Annotated in this window: 21 protein-coding genes and 1 pseudogene; 4 read left to right on the forward strand and 18 right to left on the reverse strand. The window is 74.3% G+C overall.

All coding sequences use genetic code 11. The features are described from left to right. Positions 1-157 precede the first annotated feature (157 nt). Both BM051_RS17525 and glmS read right to left on the reverse strand, forming a co-directional pair. On the reverse strand, positions 158-1600 hold the full coding sequence (locus tag BM051_RS17525) for an NAD(P)H-hydrate dehydratase (RefSeq protein WP_092531210.1): 1443 nt from the start codon (positions 1598-1600) through the stop codon (positions 158-160). A 4-nt stretch (positions 1601-1604) separates the two neighbouring features. Continuing rightward, the gene (glmS, locus tag BM051_RS17530; RefSeq protein ID WP_092531333.1) at positions 1605-3467 is read right to left on the reverse strand and encodes a glutamine--fructose-6-phosphate transaminase (isomerizing); all 1863 of its coding nucleotides are present in this window, start codon (positions 3465-3467) and stop codon (positions 1605-1607) included. Between the two features lie 93 nt (positions 3468-3560). Here glmS and BM051_RS17535 point away from each other — a divergent pair, with 93 nt between their 5' ends. Continuing rightward, positions 3561-4379: a dienelactone hydrolase family protein gene (locus BM051_RS17535; protein ID WP_092531211.1), complete on the forward strand. Its 819-nt coding sequence runs from the start codon at positions 3561-3563 to the stop codon at positions 4377-4379. Here BM051_RS17535 and BM051_RS17540 read toward each other — a convergent pair. The 12 genes from BM051_RS17540 to rplM form a co-directional block, all read right to left on the reverse strand. After that, positions 4376-5470, reverse strand: a complete 1095-nt coding sequence (locus BM051_RS17540; RefSeq protein ID WP_092531212.1) for a beta-ketoacyl synthase N-terminal-like domain-containing protein — start codon at positions 5468-5470, stop codon at positions 4376-4378. The genes BM051_RS17535 and BM051_RS17540 overlap by 4 nt on opposite strands. Further along, entirely contained in the window at positions 5467-6660 is a 1194-nt protein-coding gene (locus tag BM051_RS17545; RefSeq protein WP_092531213.1) for a beta-ketoacyl-[acyl-carrier-protein] synthase family protein, read from the reverse strand. Before BM051_RS17545 ends, BM051_RS17540 begins: the two co-directional genes overlap by 4 nt. Positions 6661-6662: 2 nt before the next feature. Further along, on the reverse strand, positions 6663-6914 hold the full coding sequence (locus BM051_RS17550; RefSeq protein ID WP_092531335.1) for an acyl carrier protein: 252 nt from the start codon (positions 6912-6914) through the stop codon (positions 6663-6665). 11 nt (positions 6915-6925) lie between these two features. Next, positions 6926-7480, reverse strand: a complete 555-nt coding sequence (locus BM051_RS29075) for a hypothetical protein (RefSeq protein WP_092531214.1) — start codon at positions 7478-7480, stop codon at positions 6926-6928. Positions 7481-7505: 25 nt separating this feature from the next. Continuing rightward, positions 7506-10064 carry a WXG100 family type VII secretion target gene (locus BM051_RS17560; protein WP_092531215.1) on the reverse strand — a complete coding sequence of 853 codons (2559 nt, stop codon included), beginning with the start codon at positions 10062-10064 and terminating at the stop codon, positions 7506-7508. Next, positions 10061-10399 (reverse strand): hypothetical protein, encoded by a 339-nt coding sequence (locus BM051_RS17565; RefSeq protein ID WP_243859589.1) that lies wholly within the window; start codon positions 10397-10399, stop codon positions 10061-10063. The genes BM051_RS17560 and BM051_RS17565 overlap by 4 nt, the downstream gene beginning before the upstream one ends. 211 nt (positions 10400-10610) lie before the next feature. Continuing rightward, complete coding sequence (locus BM051_RS17570) at positions 10611-11159, reverse strand: hypothetical protein (protein WP_092531217.1); 549 nt, start codon at positions 11157-11159, stop codon at positions 10611-10613. Continuing rightward, a complete protein-coding gene (locus BM051_RS17575; RefSeq protein ID WP_092531218.1) occupies positions 11156-13906 on the reverse strand; it encodes a hypothetical protein in 2751 nt (916 codons plus the stop codon). Before BM051_RS17575 ends, BM051_RS17570 begins: the two co-directional genes overlap by 4 nt. Then, positions 13903-14193 carry a type VII secretion target gene (locus BM051_RS17580; RefSeq protein WP_243859590.1) on the reverse strand — a complete coding sequence of 97 codons (291 nt, stop codon included), beginning with the start codon at positions 14191-14193 and terminating at the stop codon, positions 13903-13905. The genes BM051_RS17575 and BM051_RS17580 overlap by 4 nt, the downstream gene beginning before the upstream one ends. A gap of 139 nt (positions 14194-14332) precedes the next feature. Further along, positions 14333-15667, reverse strand: a complete 1335-nt coding sequence (gene glmM / locus BM051_RS17585; RefSeq protein WP_092531220.1) for a phosphoglucosamine mutase — start codon at positions 15665-15667, stop codon at positions 14333-14335. A gap of 247 nt (positions 15668-15914) precedes the next feature. Beyond that, the gene (rpsI, locus tag BM051_RS17590) at positions 15915-16406 is read right to left on the reverse strand and encodes a 30S ribosomal protein S9 (protein WP_092531221.1); all 492 of its coding nucleotides are present in this window, start codon (positions 16404-16406) and stop codon (positions 15915-15917) included. A gap of 14 nt (positions 16407-16420) precedes the next feature. Further along, complete coding sequence (gene rplM, locus BM051_RS17595; protein WP_092531222.1) at positions 16421-16873, reverse strand: 50S ribosomal protein L13; 453 nt, start codon at positions 16871-16873, stop codon at positions 16421-16423. Positions 16874-17057: 184 nt separating this feature from the next. Between rplM and BM051_RS17600 the strand changes: the two genes are divergently transcribed. The 3 genes from BM051_RS17600 to BM051_RS17610 are packed head-to-tail and all read left to right on the forward strand — an operon-like array spanning position 17058 to position 19159. Continuing rightward, positions 17058-17957 carry a hypothetical protein gene (locus BM051_RS17600; protein ID WP_243859591.1) on the forward strand — a complete coding sequence of 300 codons (900 nt, stop codon included), beginning with the start codon at positions 17058-17060 and terminating at the stop codon, positions 17955-17957. A 5-nt stretch (positions 17958-17962) separates the two neighbouring features. Further along, positions 17963-18553 (forward strand): DUF4333 domain-containing protein, encoded by a 591-nt coding sequence (locus BM051_RS17605; RefSeq protein WP_092531223.1) that lies wholly within the window; start codon positions 17963-17965, stop codon positions 18551-18553. A gap of 33 nt (positions 18554-18586) precedes the next feature. Next, positions 18587-19159, forward strand: a complete 573-nt coding sequence (locus BM051_RS17610) for a DUF3558 family protein (RefSeq protein WP_092531224.1) — start codon at positions 18587-18589, stop codon at positions 19157-19159. Positions 19160-19232: 73 nt separating this feature from the next. Here BM051_RS17610 and BM051_RS17615 read toward each other — a convergent pair whose 3' ends face one another. From BM051_RS17615 to BM051_RS17630, 4 genes and pseudogenes are all read right to left on the reverse strand, one after another. After that, on the reverse strand, positions 19233-19520 hold the full coding sequence (locus BM051_RS17615) for a WXG100 family type VII secretion target (protein ID WP_092531225.1): 288 nt from the start codon (positions 19518-19520) through the stop codon (positions 19233-19235). Positions 19521-19579: 59 nt separating this feature from the next. Then, the gene (locus BM051_RS17620) at positions 19580-19894 is read right to left on the reverse strand and encodes a WXG100 family type VII secretion target (protein ID WP_092531226.1); all 315 of its coding nucleotides are present in this window, start codon (positions 19892-19894) and stop codon (positions 19580-19582) included. A 332-nt stretch (positions 19895-20226) separates the two neighbouring features. Continuing rightward, complete coding sequence (locus BM051_RS17625) at positions 20227-22215, reverse strand: type VII secretion-associated protein (protein WP_092531227.1); 1989 nt, start codon at positions 22213-22215, stop codon at positions 20227-20229. A gap of 97 nt (positions 22216-22312) precedes the next feature. After that, positions 22313-22874 (reverse strand): annotated as a pseudogene (locus tag BM051_RS17630) (type VII secretion protein EccC); the annotation flags it as partial.

Genomic DNA, 22874 nt, shown 5'->3' on the forward strand with positions numbered 1-22874 from the left:
CTACCAGAGCACGACCCCGCCGTGACCCACTCGACCGCGCCCGCCCCCGCCCGGTCCGACGTCGGTCGGCTCCGGCTGCGCCGCTCGGACCAACCCGGCGACGCGAGCGGCCAACACGGCGACGCGAGCGGTGAACACGGCGGGGTTGCGCGGCTGGTCAGTGGAGGGAGCGGACGGCGCGGATGGCGGCGGGGATGGCGTCGAGCACGCCGGAGGCCGGGACCGGGGCGCCGGCGGCGGCGATGGCCGCGGCCTCGGCGTGCACCCTGGCGGCCGCGCCGGCGGCGAGCCAGGGCTCCAGGCCCGCCGCGACCAGCGCGCCCAGCATGCCGGACAGCACGTCGCCGGAGCCGGCGGTGGCCAGCCACGACCCGCGCGGCGTGTTCACCAGCGCCCTTCCGTCCGGGGCGGCCACCACGGTGCAGTGCCCCTTCAGCAGCACCACCGCGTCAAAGCGGGCCGCCGCCGCGCGGGCCGCGGCCACCCGGTCGGCCCCGACCTCGGCGCCGGTCAGCCGGGCGAACTCCCCGGCGTGCGGGGTGAGCACCAGCGGCGTGTCCGGGTCCCGCGCGTCGAGCACCTCCTCGTGTGCCGCGATGAGCGTGATCGCGTCGGCGTCGGCGACCACCGGCACGCCCTGGCCGAGCGCGTACTCCAGTACCTCGCGGCCCTCCCGGCCGGTGCCGATCCCCGGCCCGACCATCCACGCCTGCACCCGCCCGGCGTCGGTGATCGAGCCGGTGGCCACCACCTCGGGCCAGTGCGCGCGGACCGCGTCGGCGGCCGGCCCGGCGTAGCGCACGAGCCCCGACTTGGCCCGCACCGCGGCACCGGCGGCCAGCACCGCGGCACCCGGGTAGGCCGCCGACCCGGCCGCGATGCCCGGCACGCCCTGGCTGTACTTGTCGTCGCCGGGGCCGGGCAGCGGCCAGGCCGCGGCGACGTCGGCGAGGTCCAGCCACACCAGGTCGGGCTCGCCCAGCTCGTCGCCGAGCCCGATGTCGACGAGATGCACGTCGCCGCAGCGCTCGGGGTTGAGCGCGTGCACCGGCTTGCGCGCGCCGAAGGTCACCGTGCGGGTGGCGGTGATCGCCGGCCCCGCGACGGCGCCGGTGTCCGGGTCGACGCCGCTGGGCAGGTCCACGGCGAGCACGGGCGCGGTGAGGTGCGGCAGCAGTGCCGCGGCGTCCGGGCGCAGCGGGCCGGACGCGGAGATCCCGACGATCCCGTCGACCACCAGGTCGGCCCGCTCCAGCGCGCCGGCCCACCCTGCCGGCGGCAGCACCCTGCCGCCGGCGCGGCGCAGCGCGGCCAGGCCGGCGCGGTGTGCCTTCTCGGGCTTGAGCAGCACCGCGGCCACCCCCACGCCACGGCGGCGCAGGAACGCGCCGGCCCACAGCGCGTCGCCGCCGTTGTTGCCGGCGCCCACCAGCAGCACCACCCGCGTACCGGCGACCCGCCCGGTGTGCTCGGCGAGCAGCTCCGCGGCGTGCACCGCCACGCCGAACGCGGCCCGGCGCATCAGCGCGCCCTCGGGCACCCGCGCGAGCAGCCGATCCTCGGCGGCGCGCACCCTGCCGGTGGTCCAGACGCCCCGCACGGCCCTACTCCACGGTCACCGACTTGGCGAGGTTGCGTGGCTTGTCCACGTCGTAGCCGCGGGTGCGGGCGATCTCGGCGGCCAGCACCTGCAGCGGCACGGTGGACACCAGCGGCTGCAGCAGCGTCGGCACCGCCGGGATCTCGACCAGCTCGTCGGCGAACGGGCGGACCCGGTCGTCGCCCTCCTCGGCGATGACGATGGTCCGCGCGCCGCGGGCCTGGATCTCGCTGATGTTGGACACCAGCTTGGCGTGCAGCACGCCCCTGCCCTTCGGCGAGGGCATCACCACGACCACCGGCAGCCCGTCCTCGATCAGCGCGATCGGCCCGTGCTTGAGCTCGCCGGCGGCGAACCCCTCGGCGTGCATGTACGCCAGCTCCTTGAGCTTCAGCGCGCCCTCGAGCGCGACCGGGAAGCCGACGTGCCGGCCGAGGAACAGCACGGCCTTGGAGTCGGCGATCCGCCGGCCGAGGTCGCGCACCTGCTCGGTGGTGGACAGCACCTTCCGCACGGCGGCCGGCATGGCCTCCAGCTCGGCGAACTCCCTGGCCACCTCGTCCGGGTACTTCGTGCCACGGGCCTGCGCGAGCGCGAGCCCGACCAGGTAGTTGGCGGCGATCTGGGCGAGGAACGCCTTGGTGGACGCCACCCCGATCTCCGGGCCGGCGTGGGTGTAGAGCACCGCGTCGGACTCGCGCGGGATCTGCGCGCCGTTGGTGTTGCACACGGCCAGCACGCGGGCCTTCTGCTCCCGGGCGTGCCGCACCGCCTCCAGCGTGTCGGCGGTCTCCCCGGACTGGGACACCGCGACGACGAGAGTGTCGCGGTCCAGCACCGGGTCGCGGTAGCGGAACTCGCTGGCCAGCTCGACCTCCACCGGGAGCCGGGTCCAGTGCTCGATCGCGTACTTGGCGACCAGGCCGGAGTGGTAGGCCGAGCCGCAGGCGACCACGAACACCTTGTCGACGTCGCGCAGGTCCTGGTCGGCCAGCCGCTGCTCGTCGAGCACGATCCCGCTGCCGTCGAAGTGCCCGCGCAGCGTGTTGGCCAGCGCGTCGGGCTGCTCCTCGATCTCCTTGAGCATGAAGTACTCGTGGCCGCCCTTCTCGGCGGCGGAGAGGTCCCAGTCGACGGTGAACGGCCTGCCCTGCGCGGGCTCCCCGGCGAAGTCGGTGACCGTGTAGCCGTCCCGGGTGATCACCACGAGCTGGTCCTGGCCCAGCTCGACGGCCTCCCGGGTGTGCTCGATGAACGCGGCCACGTCGGAGGCCACGAACGTCTCGCCGGCGCCGACGCCGACCACCAGCGGGGAGGACCGGCGCGCGGCGACGATCAGGTCGGGCCGGTCGGCGTGCGTGACCACCAGGGTGAACGCGCCCTCCAGCCGGCGGCACACGGCGCGCACGCTGGCGGGCAGGTCACCGGCGGTGTCGCCCTCGGCGTAGGCGCGGGCGATGAGGTGCGCGGCCGTCTCGGTGTCGGTGTCGCTGCTCAGCTCCACGCCCGCGGCCTCCAGCTCGGCGCGCAGCGCGGCGAAGTTCTCGATGATGCCGTTGTGCACCACGGCGACCCGCTCGGTGGCGTCGCGGTGCGGATGGGAGTTCCGGTCGACCGGCGCGCCGTGGGTGGCCCACCGGGTGTGGCCCATGCCGGCGGTGCCGGCGAACCCGTCCCTGCCGACCGCGTCCAGCTCGGCCTCCAGGTTGGCCAGCTGACCCGCCTTGCGCTCGACGGTCAGCCGCCCGGCGCCGTCCAGCACGGCGACGCCCGCCGAGTCGTAGCCCCGGTACTCCATCCGGCGCAACCCGCCGAGCACCACGTCCAGCGCCGGCCGGTGGCCGACGTAACCCACGATTCCGCACACGCCCACCAGCGTAACGAGACGCCGTCGCCGGGCCCGGCGCGGGCGGGACCGCCGGCGGGTGCGCGAGCGCCGGTACCAGTAAGGTGCGGATCCATGGCCGGCAAGCCCAGGCAGCTGCTCGAGGAGCTGTCCCACGACGGACCGCACGACGTGCTCAGGGGCGACCTCGCCCTGGTCGGGCTTCCCGGCGTGGTGTTCACCCCGAGGTCCGGGCTGGGCCTGCCCGCGGTCGCGTTCGGGCACGGTTGGCTGCAGCCGGCGCGGCGCTACCTCGGGCTGCTCCGACACCTCGCGAGCTGGGGTGTCGTCGCCGCCGCGCCGGACACCCAGCGCGGCCCGGTGCCCTCGCACCGGCTGTTCGCCGCGGACCTGCGGGACACCCTGGAGATGGTGACCACCGTGCGGCTCGGACCGAGCGGGATCAGTGTCGACCCGGAGCGGCTCGGCCTCGCCGGGCACTCCGTCGGCGGCGGCGCCGCGGTGCTCGCCGCGGCGCAGGAGGGCGGCCCCGCCGCGCGCTGCGTGGCGACGGTCGCCGCGACGCAGACCCTGCCGCCGGCCACGGACGCCGCCGGCCGCCTCGACGTCCCGGGCCTGCACCTAGTGGCCGACGACGACCTGGTGGCCCCGGCCGTGGCCAACGGCGAGGCGATCGCCAGTGCGTGGGGTGGCCCGGTGCGGTTGCGCACGCTCGCCAAGTCGTCGCATCTGGGGGTGACCGAGGGTGGCCACTGGAGCCAGCTGCTGCTGCACGGCAAGCCGCACCGCGGCACGCAACGCCTGGTGCGCGCGCTGTTCACCGCGTTCTTCCTGACCCACCTCACCGGCACCGACGCCTACCTGCCACTGCTGGAGGCCGACGTGAAGGGCGCGCCGATCACCTTCGAGCGCGAGCGGCAGGCCAGCCGCTAGCCGGGCGCCCGCAGCAGCGCGCCACCCACGACCCCGGCCGGGTCCACCGCGGTCGCCAGCGCCACCCCCGGTCGCAGGGCCAGCGCGGTGAGCACCTGGAACGGGCCGGTGGCCGCCCCGACGTCCCCGACCAGCGCGCCGGGCCGCAGCGCGGCCTCCGGTTCCCGGCCGAGCACGTCGACCACCGCCGCCCGCTCGGCCTCGGCGAGCGGGCCGCCGGCCGCGCCGGGCAGGGCCAGCCGCACCTCGACCGCGGCCACCCCCGCGGCCGCGAGCAACCGCCGCAGGCACCTGGCGAGCGCGGCCCGCGGGTCGCCGTCGACGGCCACCGCGGTGTCGGTGGCGAGCACCTCGGCCAGCGGCGGCCGGTCGCCCGCGGGCTCCAGCAGGAACACCGCGGCGCCCTCACCGAGCGGGTCCCCCGCGTCGGACTGCCGGTGCCACTCCCACCGCGCCCGCTCCAGCCAGGCGCGCGCGGGGCCGTACTCCTCCACGGCTCCGCACACCAGCGCGTCGGCCCGGCCGGTGGCGAGCAGCCGGGCCGCGTACCGCAGCACCGCCACCCCGGACAGCCGCCCCGCGGCCACCGTGCTGTTCGGCCCGCGCAGCCCGTGCCAGCTGGCGCACCGGGACGCGGCGCTGTTCATCAACGCGAACGGCAGCTGTGCGGGATTGACGAAGTAGGGCCTGCGCCGGGTCAGCGAGTCGCGGGTGAAGTTGTGCTGGGTCTGCGCGCTGCCCGACGTCGTACCGAGCACCACCCCGACCCGATCCGTGCCATGAAGGCCACCTTCATCGCGTTGAACGTCATGAAGGTGGCCTTCATGGCGTTGGGGCACGCCGAGCGCGCCGACCGCGGCTATGGCCATCCCGCTGGCCCGGTCCATCGACCCGGTGCCCTTCGGGCCCAGCGCGGCCACGACGTCGAAGTCCGCCGCCCGGAACGCCTCCCCCGGTGGGGCGCCCTCCGGGGCGGCGACGCGCGGCGCGGGGCGGCCGGCGCGGACGGCCGCGACGAAGGCGTCCCGGTCGGCGCCGTAGGCCGAGACCGCGGCCCACCCGCTGATCGCCAGGTTCGGCACCGCTGTCATTCCGGCCCGCCGAACAACACGACGGCGTTGTTGCCGCCGAACGCGAGCGCGTTGTTCTGCACGATCCGTGGCGCCACCGGCCGGGCCACGTTGGGCACACAGTCCACCGCGCAGGCCGGGTCCGGGTGCTCGTGGTTGATCGTCGGCGGGAGGAACCCGTGCTCGATGGCCAGCACGCAGCCGGCGGCGGCGAGCGCGCTGGCCGCGCCCATGGTGTGCCCCAGCATCGACTTCATCGACACCGTCGGCGGCGGCTGGGGACCGAACACCCGGTGGATGGCCGCGCACTCGGTGGCGTCGTTGACCTTCGTGCCGGTGCCGTGCGCGGAGATGAGGTCCACCTCCCCGGGCCGCACCCCCGCGTCGGCCAGCGCCAACTCCATGCACCTGGCGACGCCGTCCTGGTCGGGGGCCACCGGGTGGCCGGCGTCGCAGGTCAGCCCGTGGCCGAGCACCTCGGCGTAGACGTGGGCGCCGCGGGCTCGTGCCGCCGCCAACGGCTCCAGCACCAGCATCGCCGCGCCCTCGCCGGTGAGGATGCCGCCGCGGTCGCGGTCGAACGGCCGGCAGCGCTCGGGGTCGACCGCGCCGAGCCGGTAGAAGCCGGTGAACGTCGTCCGGCACATCGCGTCGGCGCCGCCGCACAGGGCGAACTCGGCGACACCGGTGCGCACCGCGTCGAACCCGTCGCCGATGGCGTAGTTGCCGGCCGCGCACGCCGTGCCGAGCGTGGTCGGCTCGACGTCGGAAAGGCCGAGCTCGCGGGCCACCGCGACGGACAACAGGTGCGCCGGCACCCGCGCCGCGCCGGCCGGGTCCATCGCCTCGGGGCCGGCACGCACGGCCGTCTCGGTCAGCCGCTCGCCCTCGTCGGAGCCGCCGTCGGTGGTGCCGACGGCCACCAGACCGCGCCGGCCGGTGTCCAGTCCGGCGTCGGCGGCGGCCTGCACGGCCGCGGCGGTGGCGAGTTGAGCGGCCCTACCCAGCTCGGCCACCGGCACCTGGCGGATCCACCGGTGCGGGTCGAAGCCGACGACCTCGCAGCCGGTCGCGTGCGCGAAGCCGGCGGTGTCGAACGCGCTGATCGGCCGGGCACCACCGCGCCCGGCGCGCAGGCCCGCGGCGAACTCCGCGGCGCCGGTGCCGATGCTGGACACCACCCCCAGCCCGGTGACGGCCACCCGGCGCACGGTCAGCGGTCCAGTGCCTCGGTGAGAACCTCGTACACGCCGCGCAGGGTGACCAGGCGGTCGAGCGCGTCCTCGTCGATCTCGACGTCGAACTCGATCTCCAGGTTGGCGAGCAGCTCGATGAGCTTCATCGAGTCGGCCTCGAGGTCGTCGACGAAGTGGTCGGTCTCGCGGACCCGCCCGGTGTCGACCTCCAGCACGCGGCACACCACCTGCCTGATCTCGTCGGCGCGCCGCGCCACCACCGCGTTCATCGCCCGCTCGCTCACTTCATCCAGCTGTTGTTCGAGAAGTCGTCGTCGTCGAAGGCCGGCTCGGGCCGGGCGTGCCGGCCGCGCCGGCGGAACGGCTCGGGGTCGAGCCGCCGCTCGGCGGCCGGCGGCTCCGCCGCGGGCCGGCCGGGGGGTGGCGGAGCCGGTTGTGCCTGGGGTGGCGGTACCGGGCTCGGCGGGGCCGGGGTCGACGGGGCCGGGGTCGACGGGGCCGGTGGCTCGCCGGTGGGCGCCGGTGTGCCGGCGAGCCGGGCGATGTCGTCGGCCGGCCGCTCGTCCTCCTCCGGGCCGAAGCCCATGACGTTGTCCCGGCTGGCCCTGGTCTTCTCGGTCGCCCAGCCACCCGCGCCGCGCTGCCGGCGGCCGAGCTCGCCCATGTGCTTGGCGACCTTCTCGGCGACCCTGCCCTGCGCGACGAGGTTCTCCCGTGCCTGCTGCCGCGCCTGCTCGGCGTTGCGTTCCCGCAGCGCGCGGCGGTCCGTCAGCTCGCGGGTGATCCCGCTCAACCGGGAGATCGCCGCCGCCGCCCTGCCCTCGGCCACCGTCACCCCTCGCTCTCCGTGTACGCCGACGTCACCGGTCGAACCGGACCGACCGCTCGCCCTCGTCGTTCAGCGACCCGCTGATCCGGTTCGCCGAGCTCCCGGTGTCGAAGATGCCGCCGTCGATCCGGTACGGGTTCGAGCCGCGCTCCTGGTCGCCGCCGCCCCCGCCACCGACGCCCATGGCACCCATGCCGCCACCCATCATGCCCATGCCGCCCATGCCGGCCGCACCGGCACCGGCGCCCGCGTCACCGAGCCCGCCGGGCGCGGAGCCCAGCCCGGCGCCGACACCGGCCGGCTGCGCCGCCCCGGGGGCGGCCGCCGCGCTCTGCGACCCCTCTTCCAGCGGTGCGCCGTCCGATGCGCCGCCACCGCCGAACCCGGCGTCGCCGAGGAGCCCGCCGCCGCTGCCGCCGCCCACGGCCGCGGGCGTGGTCCGCTCGGCGGCGTCGTCGGCCGGCTCGGACCCGGTATCCGCTTCGGCGCCCACACCGGCGCCGGCCGCCCCGGCCTCCGCGAGACCACCCATGTCGCCGGGGGCGCCACCGCCCCCGGCGGCGACACCGACCGCCGCGGGCGGGCGGTCGCCGGCTGCGGGCTTGGTCTCGATCCCACCGTCACCGCGCTCGACCCCCAGCCCGTCCGGCCCGACCTCGGCCCGGCCGATCCGCGCCTCGCCGCCGACCCGCGGGCCCTCGCCGGGGCGCGGCTCGCCTGGCCGGGCGCCGGCCGCGGACTCCTCGCCGAGCGTGTAGGTGGTGGGCTCACCGGTGCCGTCGTCGACGGTGACCACGGTGGGCCCTTCCGGCCCTTCCGGCTGCTCCGCGGTGATCCTGAGGTCGCCGTCCTCGATGTGGATCTTGCCGTCCGGCCCTGGCCGGTACACCTGCTCGCCACCGGGCCCGCCGCCCCGGGGGCCGAACTCGCCCTGGCCCGCGGTGTCGCCGCCCGCCACGTCGCCGGCCTCGTCGCCCGCCTTGTCCTCGCCGGTGCCGAAGTCCAGCTGGTAGTCCTTCACCGCGCCGGAGCCGTCGTCGACCGAGATCGCCATGTCCCCGGACTCGTCCGGCTCGGAGATCTCGATCTTGTGGTCACCCTGCTCGACGGTGAGGGTGTCCCGGTCCTCACCGAGGTCCTTGACGGCCTCGCCGGTCTCCGGGTCGATCGGGTACGGCTCGCCGGTCTCCGGGTTCACCTCCAGCGGCTCGCCGGTGACCGGGTTGGTGCCGGCCTCCGGCTTCTCCGTGCCGGGCGTCTCCGGCGTGCTCGCGGACGGCGGGGTGCCCCCGCCACCGGGCATGCCGCCGCCCGGGGTTCCGCCGCCGGGCGTGCCACCCCCTGGCGTGCCACCGCCGGGGGTGTCGCCCGGGTTGGGGTTCGGGTTGGCCGGGCCCGGGTCCCGCACCTCGGGGAACTTGTTCTCGTACTCCTTGAGGTAGTTGGCCAGCTCCTCCCACGCGGCGTCCACCGCCTCGACGGTGTCGTCGCACACCTGCTCGAACCGCAGGTAGAGGCCCTGCGCCCCGCTGCTGCCGTAGAGGTCGGGGTTCCACGACTGGCGGATCCACTTCTTGCACTCGCTGATGACGTAGGCCTTGTTCTCGTCGTTGAGGCCGCAATCGTCACTCCGGATGGTCGACTCCAGGTTGCTGCCGCACACGGAGTCCACCCACGCGGCGACCTCGAGCACCTGCTCCTGCGAGTCGAACTCGCCCCTGGCCAGCTTCATCACCTTGCCGGCGATGTCCTTGGTGGCGCTGCCGAGGGTGTCGGTGTAGAGGGCGAGCACCTCGTCGGCCTTGGCCTTGCACGCGTCGTACACCGTCTGCACGGCCGCCTCGATCACCTGCGGCGCGCCGGCGAGGTGCTCGATCAGTTCGTCGGCGTGCGGCTGGATGTCCTTGCCGTACTTGTCGTAGGAGGCGTTGGCGCCGGCGCCGGTCCAGTCCTCGTACAGCGAGTTGAGCTGCCCGTCGGAGGTCCGCTTGAGCTCGGACAGCACCGTGTGGGCGTCGCGCAGCTTCTCGGCCTCGTCGAGGAACTTCGCGAAGTCGATGCCCTTCTGCTCGTCGAACCGCTGTTGGATGTCGCGGTCGAACTGCAGCGGCCCCTCCACCCCGCGGGAGTCCTCCGGCACCTGCTCGTCCACCGGCAGGAAGTCGCGGAACACGTCGAGCGCGGGCTCGGCCAGCTCGAACAGCTCGTCGGAGGTCTTGACGCCGGCGCCGCCCGGACCGGGTGGGCGCAGGCCGTCGAGCTCACCCTGGTTCTCGGTGATCTGCGTCCGCTGCTCGCGGGCGTGGTGACCGGCCTCGTCCGACTCGGACCTCGCCCGCTCGTACACCTTGTCGGTGGACCCGTAATACGGGACGCCCGGATTGCCGAGCGCGTCGGGCCGGCTGTACGGGGCGTCGCCCTTGAAGTTGTACCGCTCCATGTACTGCCGGGCCTCGGGCGGCTCGACGACACCGCCGATCCGGTTGCCGCCGTTCTCGTAGGAGTAGGCGAGGAGCAGCTCCTCCTTGGTGTCGGCGGAGACGTACGGGTCGTCCAGCAGCTGCTTGACCTCGTTCCAGGACTTGCTCACAGCCCGCTCCCCGAGCGCCGGGCGGCGTCGGCCTGCGCCGACTCGGCCGCGCTGTAGCTCTTGCCGGCGCTGCCGATCGAGTTGGCGAAGGCCACCAGCGACGCGCACATGGTGTCCGCGGCCTTGCCCACCTGCTCGATGCCCAGCGAGTACTGGCCGTGCCACTGGCCGTGCTTGGTGCCGAAGTCCTTCTCGGCGACCTTGGTCGGCTGCAGGTCCTTCACCTCGGACTTCGCGTCCTCCGCCGCGTCGTGGATGGCCCGAGCCTGCTGGACCATCGTGTCGGCCTGCGCGGTGTAGCCCTGTGGCGCGGACACCCCCGAGGTGGTGCTCACGCTTGGCGGCGGTGTGGTCACGGTCCGCTCCCCCTTCAACGAGATGTCCGGCGGCCTGCGGTGGTGGGACGCGGCGGGGAGGCGTTCGGTGCCGTTCTCCCGCTGTGCCGTGTCCCACCGGTGCGGGTGGCGCCGTGGCGCGCTGACCAGAATGTACCGACCGGCGAGGTCGGGAAGCAGCGGTTCGCGTCGTTCGGGTACGCGGACGTGATCAGTCGGACGTCCAGTCGGTGTCGGCGAAGTCGTCCTCGTCGTCGACGAGGCGATTGGTGGCGGTGCGCGGCGGTGCCGGCGGTGTCGGCGGTGTCGACGGTGTCGGCGGGCTCCCCGGCACGGGGCTCGACAGTGGGGTCGGCACTGGGTCCGTTACTGGGGTCGTTGGTGGGTTCGGTAGCGGGCCCGGCGCCGGGGGCGGGCCGGCCGGGGTGGGTGGCCGGTCGCGCTGGTCGCTGTCCGGCCGGCCCGGTCCCGCGCCCCGGGCGTCCTCGTCGTCCGGCAGGTCGAAGGTCACCTCGTCGTCGGCCGGGGTGGCCGGCCGCGACCACGCGTTCCGGCCGGCCCGCCGGTCACTCGCCGTGCGGTCGAGCTCGGCGCAGAACGCCGCGGACTCCGCGCGGCGCCGGTCGGCCTCCGCGCGGATGCGGTCGCGCTGGGTGCGGACGGCCGCGTCGACCTCGGCCGCCGCGGCGCCGGCGCGCTCCCGGATCCGGGCGAGCCGTTCCGCCAGTGTGGAGTGGGGAGTGGAGGGGGGAGTGCTCACCGGCCGCCCTCCCGCCCGGCGGGGGCCTCGGGCAGCTCGCCGAGCGAGCCGCTGATCCGGTTACCGGTGCCGCCCCGCCCGAAGAGGAGGTCCTCGAGCAACCCGCCACGGCCGGGACCACGGTCGCCGGCGGCACCGGTGGCGGCGCCCTGCTCGGGAATTCCGCCGTCCAACGGTTCCTGCCCTACCCGCGACGCGTTCGGGCCACGCTCGGCCTCGCCGGCCGGGACACCGCCGCCACCGCCGCCCAGCGCCGGGAGACCGCCGCCGTCCGCCGGTCCGGCGCCGGGGGCACCGCCGTCCCCACCGGGCGCGCTGCCCAGCCCGGGACCAGGCGGCCCCTCGCCACCACCGGGAACATCACCGGTGGGGACCTGGTCAGCACCACGGAACGCCGCCGGCACGGTCGTTTGGTCAGCACCGCCGTCCCCACCGGGCGCGCTGCCCAGTCCAGGACCAGACAGCCCCTCACCACCGGCAACACCACCGCTGGGAGCCTGGTCAGCGCCACGGAACGCCGCCGGCGTCGTTGCCTGGTCGACGCCGTCCTTCCCACCGCCGGTGCCGCCAGCGCTGTCAGCGCTGTCAGCGCCAGCGCGTTCGACGTTGTCCGCGACTCGACCGCCGTTCCCGGTGCCGGCACCGCCACGGTCCGCGCCATCACCCACACCGGCGCTGCCCGCGGCGCCGCCGTCACCACCGCCGATGCCGGCACCGCCACGGTTCGCACCGGGGGTGGTGGCGACGTGCTCGGGATCCTGGCCGAGGACGTAGCTGGTGGGATCCCCGCTTCCGTCGGCGATGGTCACGACGGTGGGGCCGCCGGGTCCGGCCGGTCGCTCGGCGGTGATGGTCACCTCGCCGTCCTCGACGCGCACCGTCCCGTCCGGACCTGGCCGGTGCGCCGGCCGCTCGGCCCCGCCGCCCGGCCGTTCGCCGTCCGCGCCATCCCCCGGGGCGGCGGCCCGCTCACCGGCGTCCCGTCCCACATCGGCGAGGGCATCGGGGCGGGCGACTCCGAGCTCGCCGGAGCGGGCACCACCGGGCTCCTCGGGGTCGAGGTCCAGGTGGTACTCGGTGCGGGTGCCGGTGCCGTCGTCGATCACGACGGTCATCCGGCCGCCGGCATCGGGTGCGACGAGGGTCAGCTCCCGGTCGCCCCTTCGCACGGTCAGCGCGTCTCGCTCGGGATCGCTGGCCCCGCTCCCCACGGGATCCGACCCCGGCACCGGCGCCTCGTCCGCCGGCATCGCCTCGGCCCCCGCACCAGGCACCGCGTCGGGCCCCGCGTCGGCCGGCGTGCCGGGCGCCGTGGCGGGCCCGCTCGGCGGCGGGACGGCGGCGCCGGGAGCCGCCGGAACGCCAGCGGCCACCGGGTTCGCACCCACGGCCGGCACCCCGCCCGCGGCCACCGGAACGCCCGCGGCGGCCGGCATGCTCCCCATCTCGGCCGGCGCGGTCGCCGGGGCCGACGGGAAGGGGTCCGGGTCGAGCGCTCCAGCCAGCTCCTCGACCAGCGCCTCGTAGCTCTCCCGCACGGCATGGACGTAGGTCGCGGCGTGCTGGTGCACCGCGCCGGCCCTGGCGCTGTACTCGGTGCGGAACCGTTGCAGCGCCGCCTCGGCCTCCTGCAGCAGGCGCTGGTACTTGGCGATCTCCTCACGGATGTTGTCCGCGCTGATCGAGGTGCTGAGGTCGAAGCCAAGCTTGGTCGGAAGTCCGAACACCGGCACCGCGACCGCGTACAGGTCGCCCAGGAAGCCCATGAACCCTTCACCGGCGCTCTCCACCTTGGCGGCCTCGGCCTCGAGTTGTTGGATCAGTCCCGGCGTTCGCTCCCGCGCCTGCAGCAGGTTGGCGACCTCGCTCGGGGTGTGACCGGCGATGGTGCCGTCTCCGTAGGCGTCGAGCACCCGGTTGGCGAAGTCCACCACGGACTGCCGCACCCCGGTGTCGACCACCTCGGTGATCGTCTCGGGTGCCGTGCCCAGCGCGTGGGCCAGCGTGGCCGAGCCCTTCACCAGCCCGTCGTCGCGCCGCTGCGCGGCCGCCTTGGCGTCACCGGCCCAGTCGGCGGTGTTCGTGGTCCACGCCTGGCGCAGGTGCTCGCGGACCTGCTCGACCCCCTCGGCCGTGGTGCGCAGCAGCTGGGCGTCGGCCCGGAAGGCGGCGAAGTCGATGCCGCGGAACTCGTCGAGCCCGGCGCGCAGGCTCGCCGGGTCGACCCCGGAGTGCGGGTACCCGCCACCCGGTGCCGCCGCGGTCGCGGGAGTGGGCGCCGGGGCCAGCGGGCCGCCGGCCTGTTGGAAGTACGGGTGGAAGTCGTCGAACAGCCGCAGCCCTTTGGCGGCCTCGTCGATGATCTGGTCGGAGGTGGCGAACCCGCCCTGCCGCAGCGCCTCCCGGCCGGAGCGCACCGCGTCCTGGCCGTCGCGGACCCGCCCGGCCTCCCGCTGGGCCTGGGCCGCGGGGTAGGCGAAGAGCAGGTTGGTCACGCTCTCGCCGGCGGCCTGCCCGCCGCCCTGGACGTCGGCGGGGTCCGCACCCACCTGCGGGGCGTACCGGCGGATCTCCGCGTCGGTGAGGTGGCCCATCGCCGAGAGGCCGTACAGGATGCGGTTCCGCAGCTCGGGCGGGACGTTCGGGTCGTCCAGCATCGCCCGCATCTCGGCGATCTGCGCGGTGCCGAAGTGCTGGTTTGCGAAGTCCTTGGCCCCCGCGTCGGAGGGACCGATCAGCCGGCTCACCGGGACCCACTCCTGGTGATCACGTCCGCGCCGACGTCCTCGCCCTTCTCGTAGCCGCCGGCCGCGGCGGTGAGCGCGGCACCCAGCTCCGACACCCCGTCTGCGTACCGGCCGATGGTGTCGCCGTGTCGGGCGACCACCTCGGCGTAGCGACCGGCGACGTCCGTCCAGGCACGGCCGACCTTCCCGGTGGTGACCTCGGTCTCCACCCGGGCCGCGAGGGTGGCCAGCTCGCCGCTCTCGGCGCTGTACGCCGCGCCGGCGGCGTTGAGCTTCCCCGGATCCACCCTGTGACCTGCGCCCACCGGTCCCTCCCGTCCGCGGAGATGTCGCCCGTGCCGTCACCGGGCGCCTACGGAATGTACCGGGCACCGTCCGCGGGCCGCAGGCACTTCACCGAGTTCCGCGACGATCGTCGGGACGCGCTCAGGAGGCGGTGGCGACCACGCCGGCCAGTCGGTCGGCGGCCGCCTGTGCGGTCTCCTCGGCCGGTGCCTCCACCATCACCCGCACCAGCTGCTCGGTGCCCGACGGCCGGAGCAGCACCCTGCCCTGTTCGCCGAGCTCGGCGCTCACCGCGTCCACGGCGTCCCGCACGACCGGGGAGGCGGCCACTGCGGCCTTGTCCGCGACCCGCACGTTGACCAGCACCTGCGGCAGCCGGCGCATCACCCCGGCCAGCTCGGCGAGCGGCTTGCCGGTGGCGACCACCCTGTCCATCAGCCGGAGCGCGGTGAGCAGCCCGTCGCCGGTGGTGGCGTAGCCGGGCAGCACGACGTGCCCGGACTGCTCGCCGCCCAGCGCGTAGCCACCGGCCCGCAGCTCCTCCAGCACATACCGGTCGCCGACGGCGGTGGTACGCAGGATGACCCCGTTCTCCCGCATCGCCAGGTGCAGGCCGAGGTTGCTCATCACGGTGGCGACCAGCGTGTTGTCGGTCAGCTCACCGGACTCGGCCATCGCCAGCGCGAGCACCGCCATGATCTGGTCGCCGTCCACCAGCTCGCCGTTCGCATCGACGGCCAGGCAGCGGTCGGCGTCGCCGTCGTGGGCGATGCCGAGGTCGGCGCCGTGCTCGACCACGGCGGCACGGAGCCGCTCAGGGTGGGTCGAGCCGCACCCGTCGTTGATGTTGATCCCGTCCGGCTCGGCGTGCAGGGCGACGACGTCCGCGCCGGCCTTGCGGTAGGCCAGTGGCGCGGCGGCCGACGCGGCGCCGTGCGCGCAGTCGACGACGACCCGCAGCCCGGACAGCGACCGGGGGCAGGCGGCCTGCAGGTGCTCGACGTAGCGGTCGACCGCGTCGCCGGCCTCGGACACCCTGCCGATCTCCGCGCCGGTGGGCCGGGTTCCGGTGTTGGCCAGCGCGGCCTCGATCTCGTCCTCGATGCCGTCCGGCAGCTTGTGGCCGCCATCGCCGAACAGCTTGATGCCGTTGTCCGGCATCGGGTTGTGCGACGCGGAGATCATCACCCCGAGGTCGGCGGACAGCTCGCCGACGAGGTGGGCGACGGCGGGGGTCGGCAGCACACCGAGCCGGACCACGTCCGCGCCCGCGGAGGCCAGCCCGGCGACGACGGCCGCCTCGAGCATCTCGCCGCTGGCCCGCGGGTCCCTGCCGACGACGGCCACCGGGCGGTGCGAGCGGTCGTGCGCGGCCAGCACCCGCGCCGCGCTGGCGGCGACGGACAGCGCGAGCTCCGGGGTGAGCTCGACGTTGGCGAGCCCCCGCACGCCGTCCGTCCCGAAAAGGCGAGCCATGTCGTCGACCTCCTTGTCCGTGTGCCAACCCTGTGCCGGGTGGCGAGCCACGCGAACCGGGCGTCCCGGTCGGGACAGCCCGTCAACCTAGCGAGTGCCGCGGACCGGGCTCCGCACGCCCCTGCCACGGTTCACGGACCGCGCCGGACCGGAAACGGCACCGGAAAGCAGCGAAGCGCCCATCCGGAGGACGGATGAGCGCTTCCCTGGTTGCCGGAAGCGGCCGCGCGGCGGCCTACCGGCGCGACTAGCGCTTGCTGTACTGCGGCGCCTTGCGCGCCTTCTTGAGGCCGTACTTCTTGCGCTCCGTGGCCCGGGCGTCCCGGGTCAGGAAGCCGGCCTTCTTCAGCACCGGGCGGTCGTCGGGGTCCACCTCGACCAGGGCGCGGGCGATCGCCAGGCGCAGCGCGCCGGCCTGACCGGAGGGGCCGCCGCCGCGCAGGTTGGCGAACACGTCGAACGAGTCCGGCTTCTCGACGGCCACCAGCGGGTCACGGATCAGCTGCTGGTGCACCTTGTTCGGGAAGTACTGCTCCAGGCTGCGGCCGTTGAGCTTGAACTCGCCGGTGCCAGGGACGAGCCGCACCCGGACGACGGCCTCCTTGCGGCGGCCGACGGTCTGGGCGGTGCCACCGGCGGCCCGGGACGGCTTCGGCGCCGCCGGCGTCTCGCTGGTCACGACCGGCTGGTCCGCCGCGCCCGCGGCGGTCTCGGGGGCCTCGGTCTCGGTGCTGGTCACAGACTGTTCCTCACTCACTGGTTGACCTGAGCGATCTTCGCGATCTGCCGCGGCTGGGGCTTCTGCGCGGCGTGCGGGTGCTCGGGCCCGGCGTAGACCTTGAGCTTCTTCGCCTGGGCGCGGCCGAGCTTGTTCTTCGGCAGCATGCCCTTGACGACCTTCTCCACCAGGCGCTCCGGCCGGGTGTCGAGCAGCTCGCCGAAGGTGCGCTTGCGCAGACCACCGGGGTAGCCGCTGTGCCGGTAGGCGAACTTCTGGTCGCGCTTGTTGCCGGTCAGCACCACCTTGTCGGCGTTGACGATGATGACGAAGTCACCGGTGTCCACGTGCGGCGCGAAGGTGGGCTTGTGCTTGCCGCGCAGCAGGGTGGCGACTTCGGTCGCGAGCCGGCCGAGCACGACATCCTCGGCGTCGATCACGTGCCAGGCACGAATGATGTCGCCGGGCTTGGGGCTGTACGTGGGCAAGGGTCTACCTCGTCGTCAACATTGCTTGTGGGTTCCGTGCGTGCCCAGCACCGCGGCTCGTGCGCGCACAACAGCTTATGAAGATACCCGGCCGCGGGAGAGAGGGTTGAAGCGGGGGGTCCCCGCCGTCGCCCATACTAGTGTGTCCGGCACATCGACCGCATCCGACACAGGGGGCCCTCCGGTGAGCACCCGCATCGCCCGCCGCCGGCTGGTCGCGCTGGTCGCCGGCCTCGGCCTGCTCGCCGCCCTGCTCACGGGGTGCGGCGCCGCCCGGCCGGGCACCGCCGTGCCGGACGGCGACGAGGCGGCCGCCTACGTGAGCGCGAAGTTCGCCGAGACCCTCAAGGGCCTCGCCTCCGAGTTCACCGGCAACGAGCCGCGCAAGAGCAAGCTCGACAAGTACCTCCGGATCGACGACAAGTGGATCGACTCCACCATCACCGCCGTCCAGGTGGGCCGCCCGCCGACGCGGCTGTCCAAGAACCACTCGAACAAGAACTCCGACGAGTACCTCGACGTGTTCCACCCTGCCGGCAGCCCGGTGGAGTACCTCCTGCTCGGGCCCGCGTACGCCAGCCTCGCGCCCACGCCGTGGGTCTCGACGCCCTACACCGGAGCCCACCTCAGCGAGTGCTACTGGGCGGGATACCAGGACGTCTGCAAGATGCTCACCGCGGTCAGCCGGTCGGTGGACCAGGGCCACGCGGCCAAGCAGGCGAAGAGCTTCCCGGACGGGAGCGTGGAGCTGACCGCCGAGGTGCCGCTGCGGATCTTCCTGGAGGAGCGGGTCGTCGTCATCCCGGAGAACCTGGTCGACAGGCTCACCGAGGAGATGCGGTCCGAGCCGATCGCCACCACGGTGAGCCTCGACCCCGAGGGCGGGCTGCGACAGATCGCGATGACGGCGGAGATCGCGGGGCCGGCCCGGTTCGAGGTGCGGATGACCTACCAGGTTCTCGATCCGCCGACCGAGGCCGACCTGCCGAAGGTCCCTGCCGAGGACCAGGTCACCGTGCTGCCGGACGAGGCGGCCGTGCGGGACTTCTACGACCGCATGGGCGAACTGCAGGAGGGCGGCTGAGTTCGATGACCCAACCACCGCATCCGCAGCAGGGGGGACCGTGGCCGCCCCAGGGACCGGGCCACCCCGGGACGCCGTACCCCCAGCAGCATCCACAGCGGCATCCACAGGGGTATCCGCAGCAGGCCCCGTACCCGGCACACCCCGGGTACGGGCAGCAGCCGGGGCCGGCGCACCCCGGGCCGGGCGGTCCGGCCCACCAGGACCAGCGGTTCGGCGGCGGCTTCGGCGAGCGGTACGGCGGCCTCGGCGCGTTCGACGAGGACGACCGGTCGCGGCGGCCGCGGTCCCGGAAGCCGTGGCTGATCGGCGGGGCCGCGGTGCTGGTGCTCGGTGCCGGCGCGGCGGCCGCCTGGCTGCTCGGCGCGTTCCGCGGTGACGTGCTGGACCAGGACTCCGTGCAGGACGGGGTGTTGATGGTGCTGCGGGACAGCTACGGCGAGCACGACGTGCGCGACGCGCGCTGCCCGGCGGACCAGCCGGCGCGCAACGGCGTGACGTTCGACTGCCGGGTGGTGGTGGCCGGCCAGGCGAGGACCGTGCGGATCCGGGTGCTCAACGACAAGCCGCAGTTCGAGGTCGGCGCGCCCCGCTGATGGTGGCGGCCGGGCGGAAGGGAGCGGCGGGTCATGAGCGGGCGCCACGGAGCCGGGAGGGCGACCACACTGGCAGCGTCCACGACGTGTGGGGCGCTGACCATCCTGCTGGCGGCGTGCGCGTCGCCGGTCGGTGGGCAAGCGCTACCGGTCCACGGTCCGCGCGACGCTCCGCGGCCACCCGCGCCGGCGCCCTATGATCCGTGCGCGCTCCTGACGGAGCGCGAAGCCGAAGATCTCGGCCTGGAGCCACGGGGAACGCCGATGCCTGGCGAGCCGGAACGGCTGGTCCCACCTGGCTGCTCGTGGTCCCCGGTGGACGGGGTGCCGTCCCGCCTGAGCACGTTCAGCATCGTGGTCAGCGTGGACATCCACCCCGAGGAGTTCTACGGGACGGCCCCACCGACCGGGACGCGGACCGTGGGCGGCTACGAGTGGAGCCGGCGGCCCAACCCGTTCGGCGAACAGTTCTGCGACTTCGCGACCCAGGCGCGGGGGACTCGGTTCGTCGGCATCGGAACGTCGGTCCTCGGCGAGCCGGAACAGGCGTGCGCCGTGGCCGAACAGGCTCTCCCTCTGGTGAGCGCCCACCTGGCCGGGCGGTGACCGCGAGACGACGAAGGGGTGGTCCCGCCCTCGGCGGAACCACCCCTTGCCAGCCTCGGCGGCCCGGGCGGGCTCAGAACATCCGCTGGATGCCGGACTCCGTGCCCTGGTAGCCGTCGGCGATCTGCGGCAGCACGGCCGCGATCTGGGCCAGCAGCTGCTTCATGTCCTCGAAGGAGGTGTCCCACTCCTTCTGCAGCTGCAGGTACGACTGCTGCGCCTCACCCTCCCAGGTGCTGATCAACGGGTTCAGCTTGGACTTGAGGTCGTCGAACAGCGCGGCCAGCTCGTTGCCGGTGTTCTTGCAGTCCTCGGACGCGGTGTGGATCGTGGCGTAGTCGACGACGATGCCGTTCGGCATTTTCTACCCTCCGTGATGAGTCTGTGGTTCGAGATGGACGATCGAGAAGTGGGTCGGCCTCAGAGACCCGGCATGCTGCGCGCGACGGAGTTCACCGAGTCGAGCTGCGCGTCCTCAGCGGCCTGGTACTTGCTACCGGCCTGCTGGAGCAGGTTGCCGATGCCCTCGAGCGAGTCGTACATCTTCCGCGAGTTCTCGTCGAAGCGCATCATCACGTTGTTGAACGCCTCGGCGGCCGGGCCGGACCAGCCGGCACGGGTGGCCTCGATGTTGTCCCGAAGCTTGTTCAGGTTCTGCACCATCGAGTTCTTGACGTCGACGACGTTCTTCTCGGCCTGGCTGAACTGCTCGACCTCACCCTTGAAACCGCTCATTCGGAGTTACCCCCTTCGCTGGTGGTTTGCCGTACGTCTGCTGTTTCGTACGTGCCTACGACGAGCACACTGCCACGGTTGGTTCCGCTTGTCCCTGGTTGTTCCGAAGTAGTTGCGAGCGTGAACGCGGGTCGAGGGAACCCGGGGGAACGTCCACCCGCGACATTCGAGCACGGTGCCGCTGACCTGGGCGGACGTCGTCGTTCGACCCGCGCCGCGGTGACGCCGGCACGGGTTCGCGATCGCGAAGAACCGTCGCCCGCCACACTCCACCGGGCAGCCGGCCGGCGGATGCCGGAACCCGCCACCGGCACCCGAACCGTTCCGGCGGCTCAGTTCCTGATCTCCAGGGTGCGCACAATCTGCTCGCACGCCGAGGCGACCCGGTCCCGGAGCGCGGCGTACTGGCAGCCCACGCTGACCTGCACGGTGCCCCCGGCGTAGACGTACCAGTCCACGATGGCCGCTGGCTTGGTCTCCTTGTAGTAGATGACGTCCTTGTCCCCGTACCGCAGGCTCGGGGAGAAGTCCGAGTACACGTTCCGCTGGCTGTCCTCGATCAGCCGCTGGAGGTCCGCCACCAGCCGGTCGCGCTCGGCGCCACCGTCGTAAGGCAGGGTGAACTCCTGCACCACGACGAGGTCGGAGCCCTGCGCGGCGTCGGCCGGCTTCACGATCACCTGCCGCTTGTCGATCTCGTCCTCGGTCTGCGTCCAGTCCTGCGGCGCCACGAACACGTAGTTGTACTGGGCGAACGTGCGCCCCACCGGCCCGGAATCGTCCCGCAGCAGCAGCACGGTGACCGCCAGCGCCGCCACCAGGGCCAGCGCGCCACCGGCCAGCCAGTACCGGCGGCGGTGGTCCGGGCGGCGCGGTGCCCCGTCCCTGACGGCCTCGGGCGGCGCGCCCACCGCCACCGCCGGCTGCCCGTGCGGCGACGGTGACGCAGCGGACTCGGCCCACCCCGGCATCGGCTTCGGCGGTGGCGGCTGGGTCGCCTGCGGTGCCCTGGCCGTCGGCGCCGACCGGGGACCCGGTCGCGGGGGCGGCGGGGGGAACCCGGGCCGGGGGATGTCCCGTGGCCCGACCACCTCGGTGCGCTGGTCACGCACCCCGCGCGGTGGGCCGGACCGGCCGGTGCCGGGCAGGACGCCGGTGCGATCGGCCTCCACCAGCACCGCGCGCAGCGCGCCCCTGGCGACGACGGTCTCCGGCTGGTCGAGGGTGGTGGGCACCACGCCGGTGCGCTCGTGCACCAGCCGCGACACCATCGGGATCCGGCTCGACCCGCCGACCAGGAAGATCGCGGTGAGCTGGCGTGGCCGCACCCCGGCAGCCTCGATGGTCGCCACCGTCAGCTCCACGGCACGGCCGAGCGGCGCGGCGATGAGCCGCTCCAGGTCCTCCCTGGTCACGTGCGCGTCGGCGAACGGCGGCGGCATCGGCACGTCGGTGTAGGAGTGCCGGGACAGCGTCTCCTTCGCGCCGCGCACGTCCTGCCGGAGCACCCGCCGGCGGCGCCGGTCGGTGAGCTCCCGGCCCTCCACCAGCTGCCGCCACGCCTCCGGGTCGGCGGCCGACACCAGCGACCCGACGTGCTCCAGAAGCGCCTGGTCCACGTCGGCCCCGCCGAAGCTGGGGTCGCCACGGGTGGCCAGCACCTGGAAGCCGGCACCGCGACCACCGCCGGGAACGCCGCCGCGCGGGCCCCGCCGCCCGCCGGCGGCCGGCATCCGGCGCACCACGCTCACGTCGACCGTGCCGCCGCCGAGGTCCAGCACCGCGAGGGTGTCGCCGACCTGCCCGCTGAACTCGACGGTGCGGTCCTGGTTGACCTCGGTGGGCGCGGCCGTGGCGGCGTGGAACACCGCCGCCGCGACCGGTTCGGGCACCAGTGCCACCTCGTGCGCGAGCCGCCCCGCGGCCTGGCGGAGCAGCCGGGTGCGCATGGCACCCCAATCCGCGGGGTGGGTCAACACCAGCAGGTCCACCTCGGCGCCGCCGGCGAGCCGACGCGCCTCGGCGACCGCGCGGCTCAGCACGGCGTGCACCACGTCGACCACCCGCAGCACCCGGTCACCGAGCAGCAACTCGCCCTCGTCGATCCGGCGCTTGGGGTGCGGCTCGTACCGGGACGGGTCGACGGCGGCCTGGCGCTCGGCCTCCTGCCCGACGAACAGCGTGCCGTCCTCGGCGGCGTACACCGCCGAGGACAGCAGGGGCTGACCGTCGATCACCACCACCTGCGGCTCACGTCCGTTCACCGACACGACGACACAGGTGCTCGATGTTCCGAAGTCCACCGCCACCCGGACCGTCACCCGCCGCTCCCACCCGTCGTGCTCTCGATGGCCTCCGCTGTGCCTCTCGCCCTCCCGTCAGCGGGCCCCGTGAACGAGCCCGGCCCGGCGCTGCCGATCACTCCGGCGGGATCCAGGACACCTGCATGAGCTGCTTGCCCGCCTTCCGGCTGACGTAGTAGCCCCGGCCGGGTGGCATCGGACCGGGCTTGACGTTGCCCAGCAGGGCGCCCTCGTCCCGGGAGCCGTTCATCACCATCCCGGGAGCGGCCAGCTCCTTCAGCTTCCCGATGATGGGGTCGTAGGCGGCGCGCGAGGCGCCGCCGGTGCGCCTGGCGACGATCATGTGCAGCCCGACGTCCTTGGCCTGGGCCAGGAACTCCGACAGCGGCTTGAGCGGGTTGCTGGTCTGGGTGACCACCAGGTCGTAGTCGTCGACGATGAGGAACAGCTCGGGGCCGGTCCACCAGGACCGGTTCTTCAGCTGCTGCGGGGTGACATCCGGGCCGGGCAGCCGCTTGGTCATCGACCCGGCGACGTCCTTCATCATCTCGGTGAGCTGCGGCGCCGACACCGCGTAGCCGAGCAGCTGGTCGCCCTCGACGTAGCCGAGCATCGTCCGCCGGAAGTCGACGAGGATGATCACGGCCTCCTGCTTGCTGTAGCGCTCGACGATCCCG

It is taken from the genome of Amycolatopsis arida, from assembly GCF_900115565.1.
Lineage (GTDB): Bacteria > Actinomycetota > Actinomycetes > Mycobacteriales > Pseudonocardiaceae > Yuhushiella > Yuhushiella arida.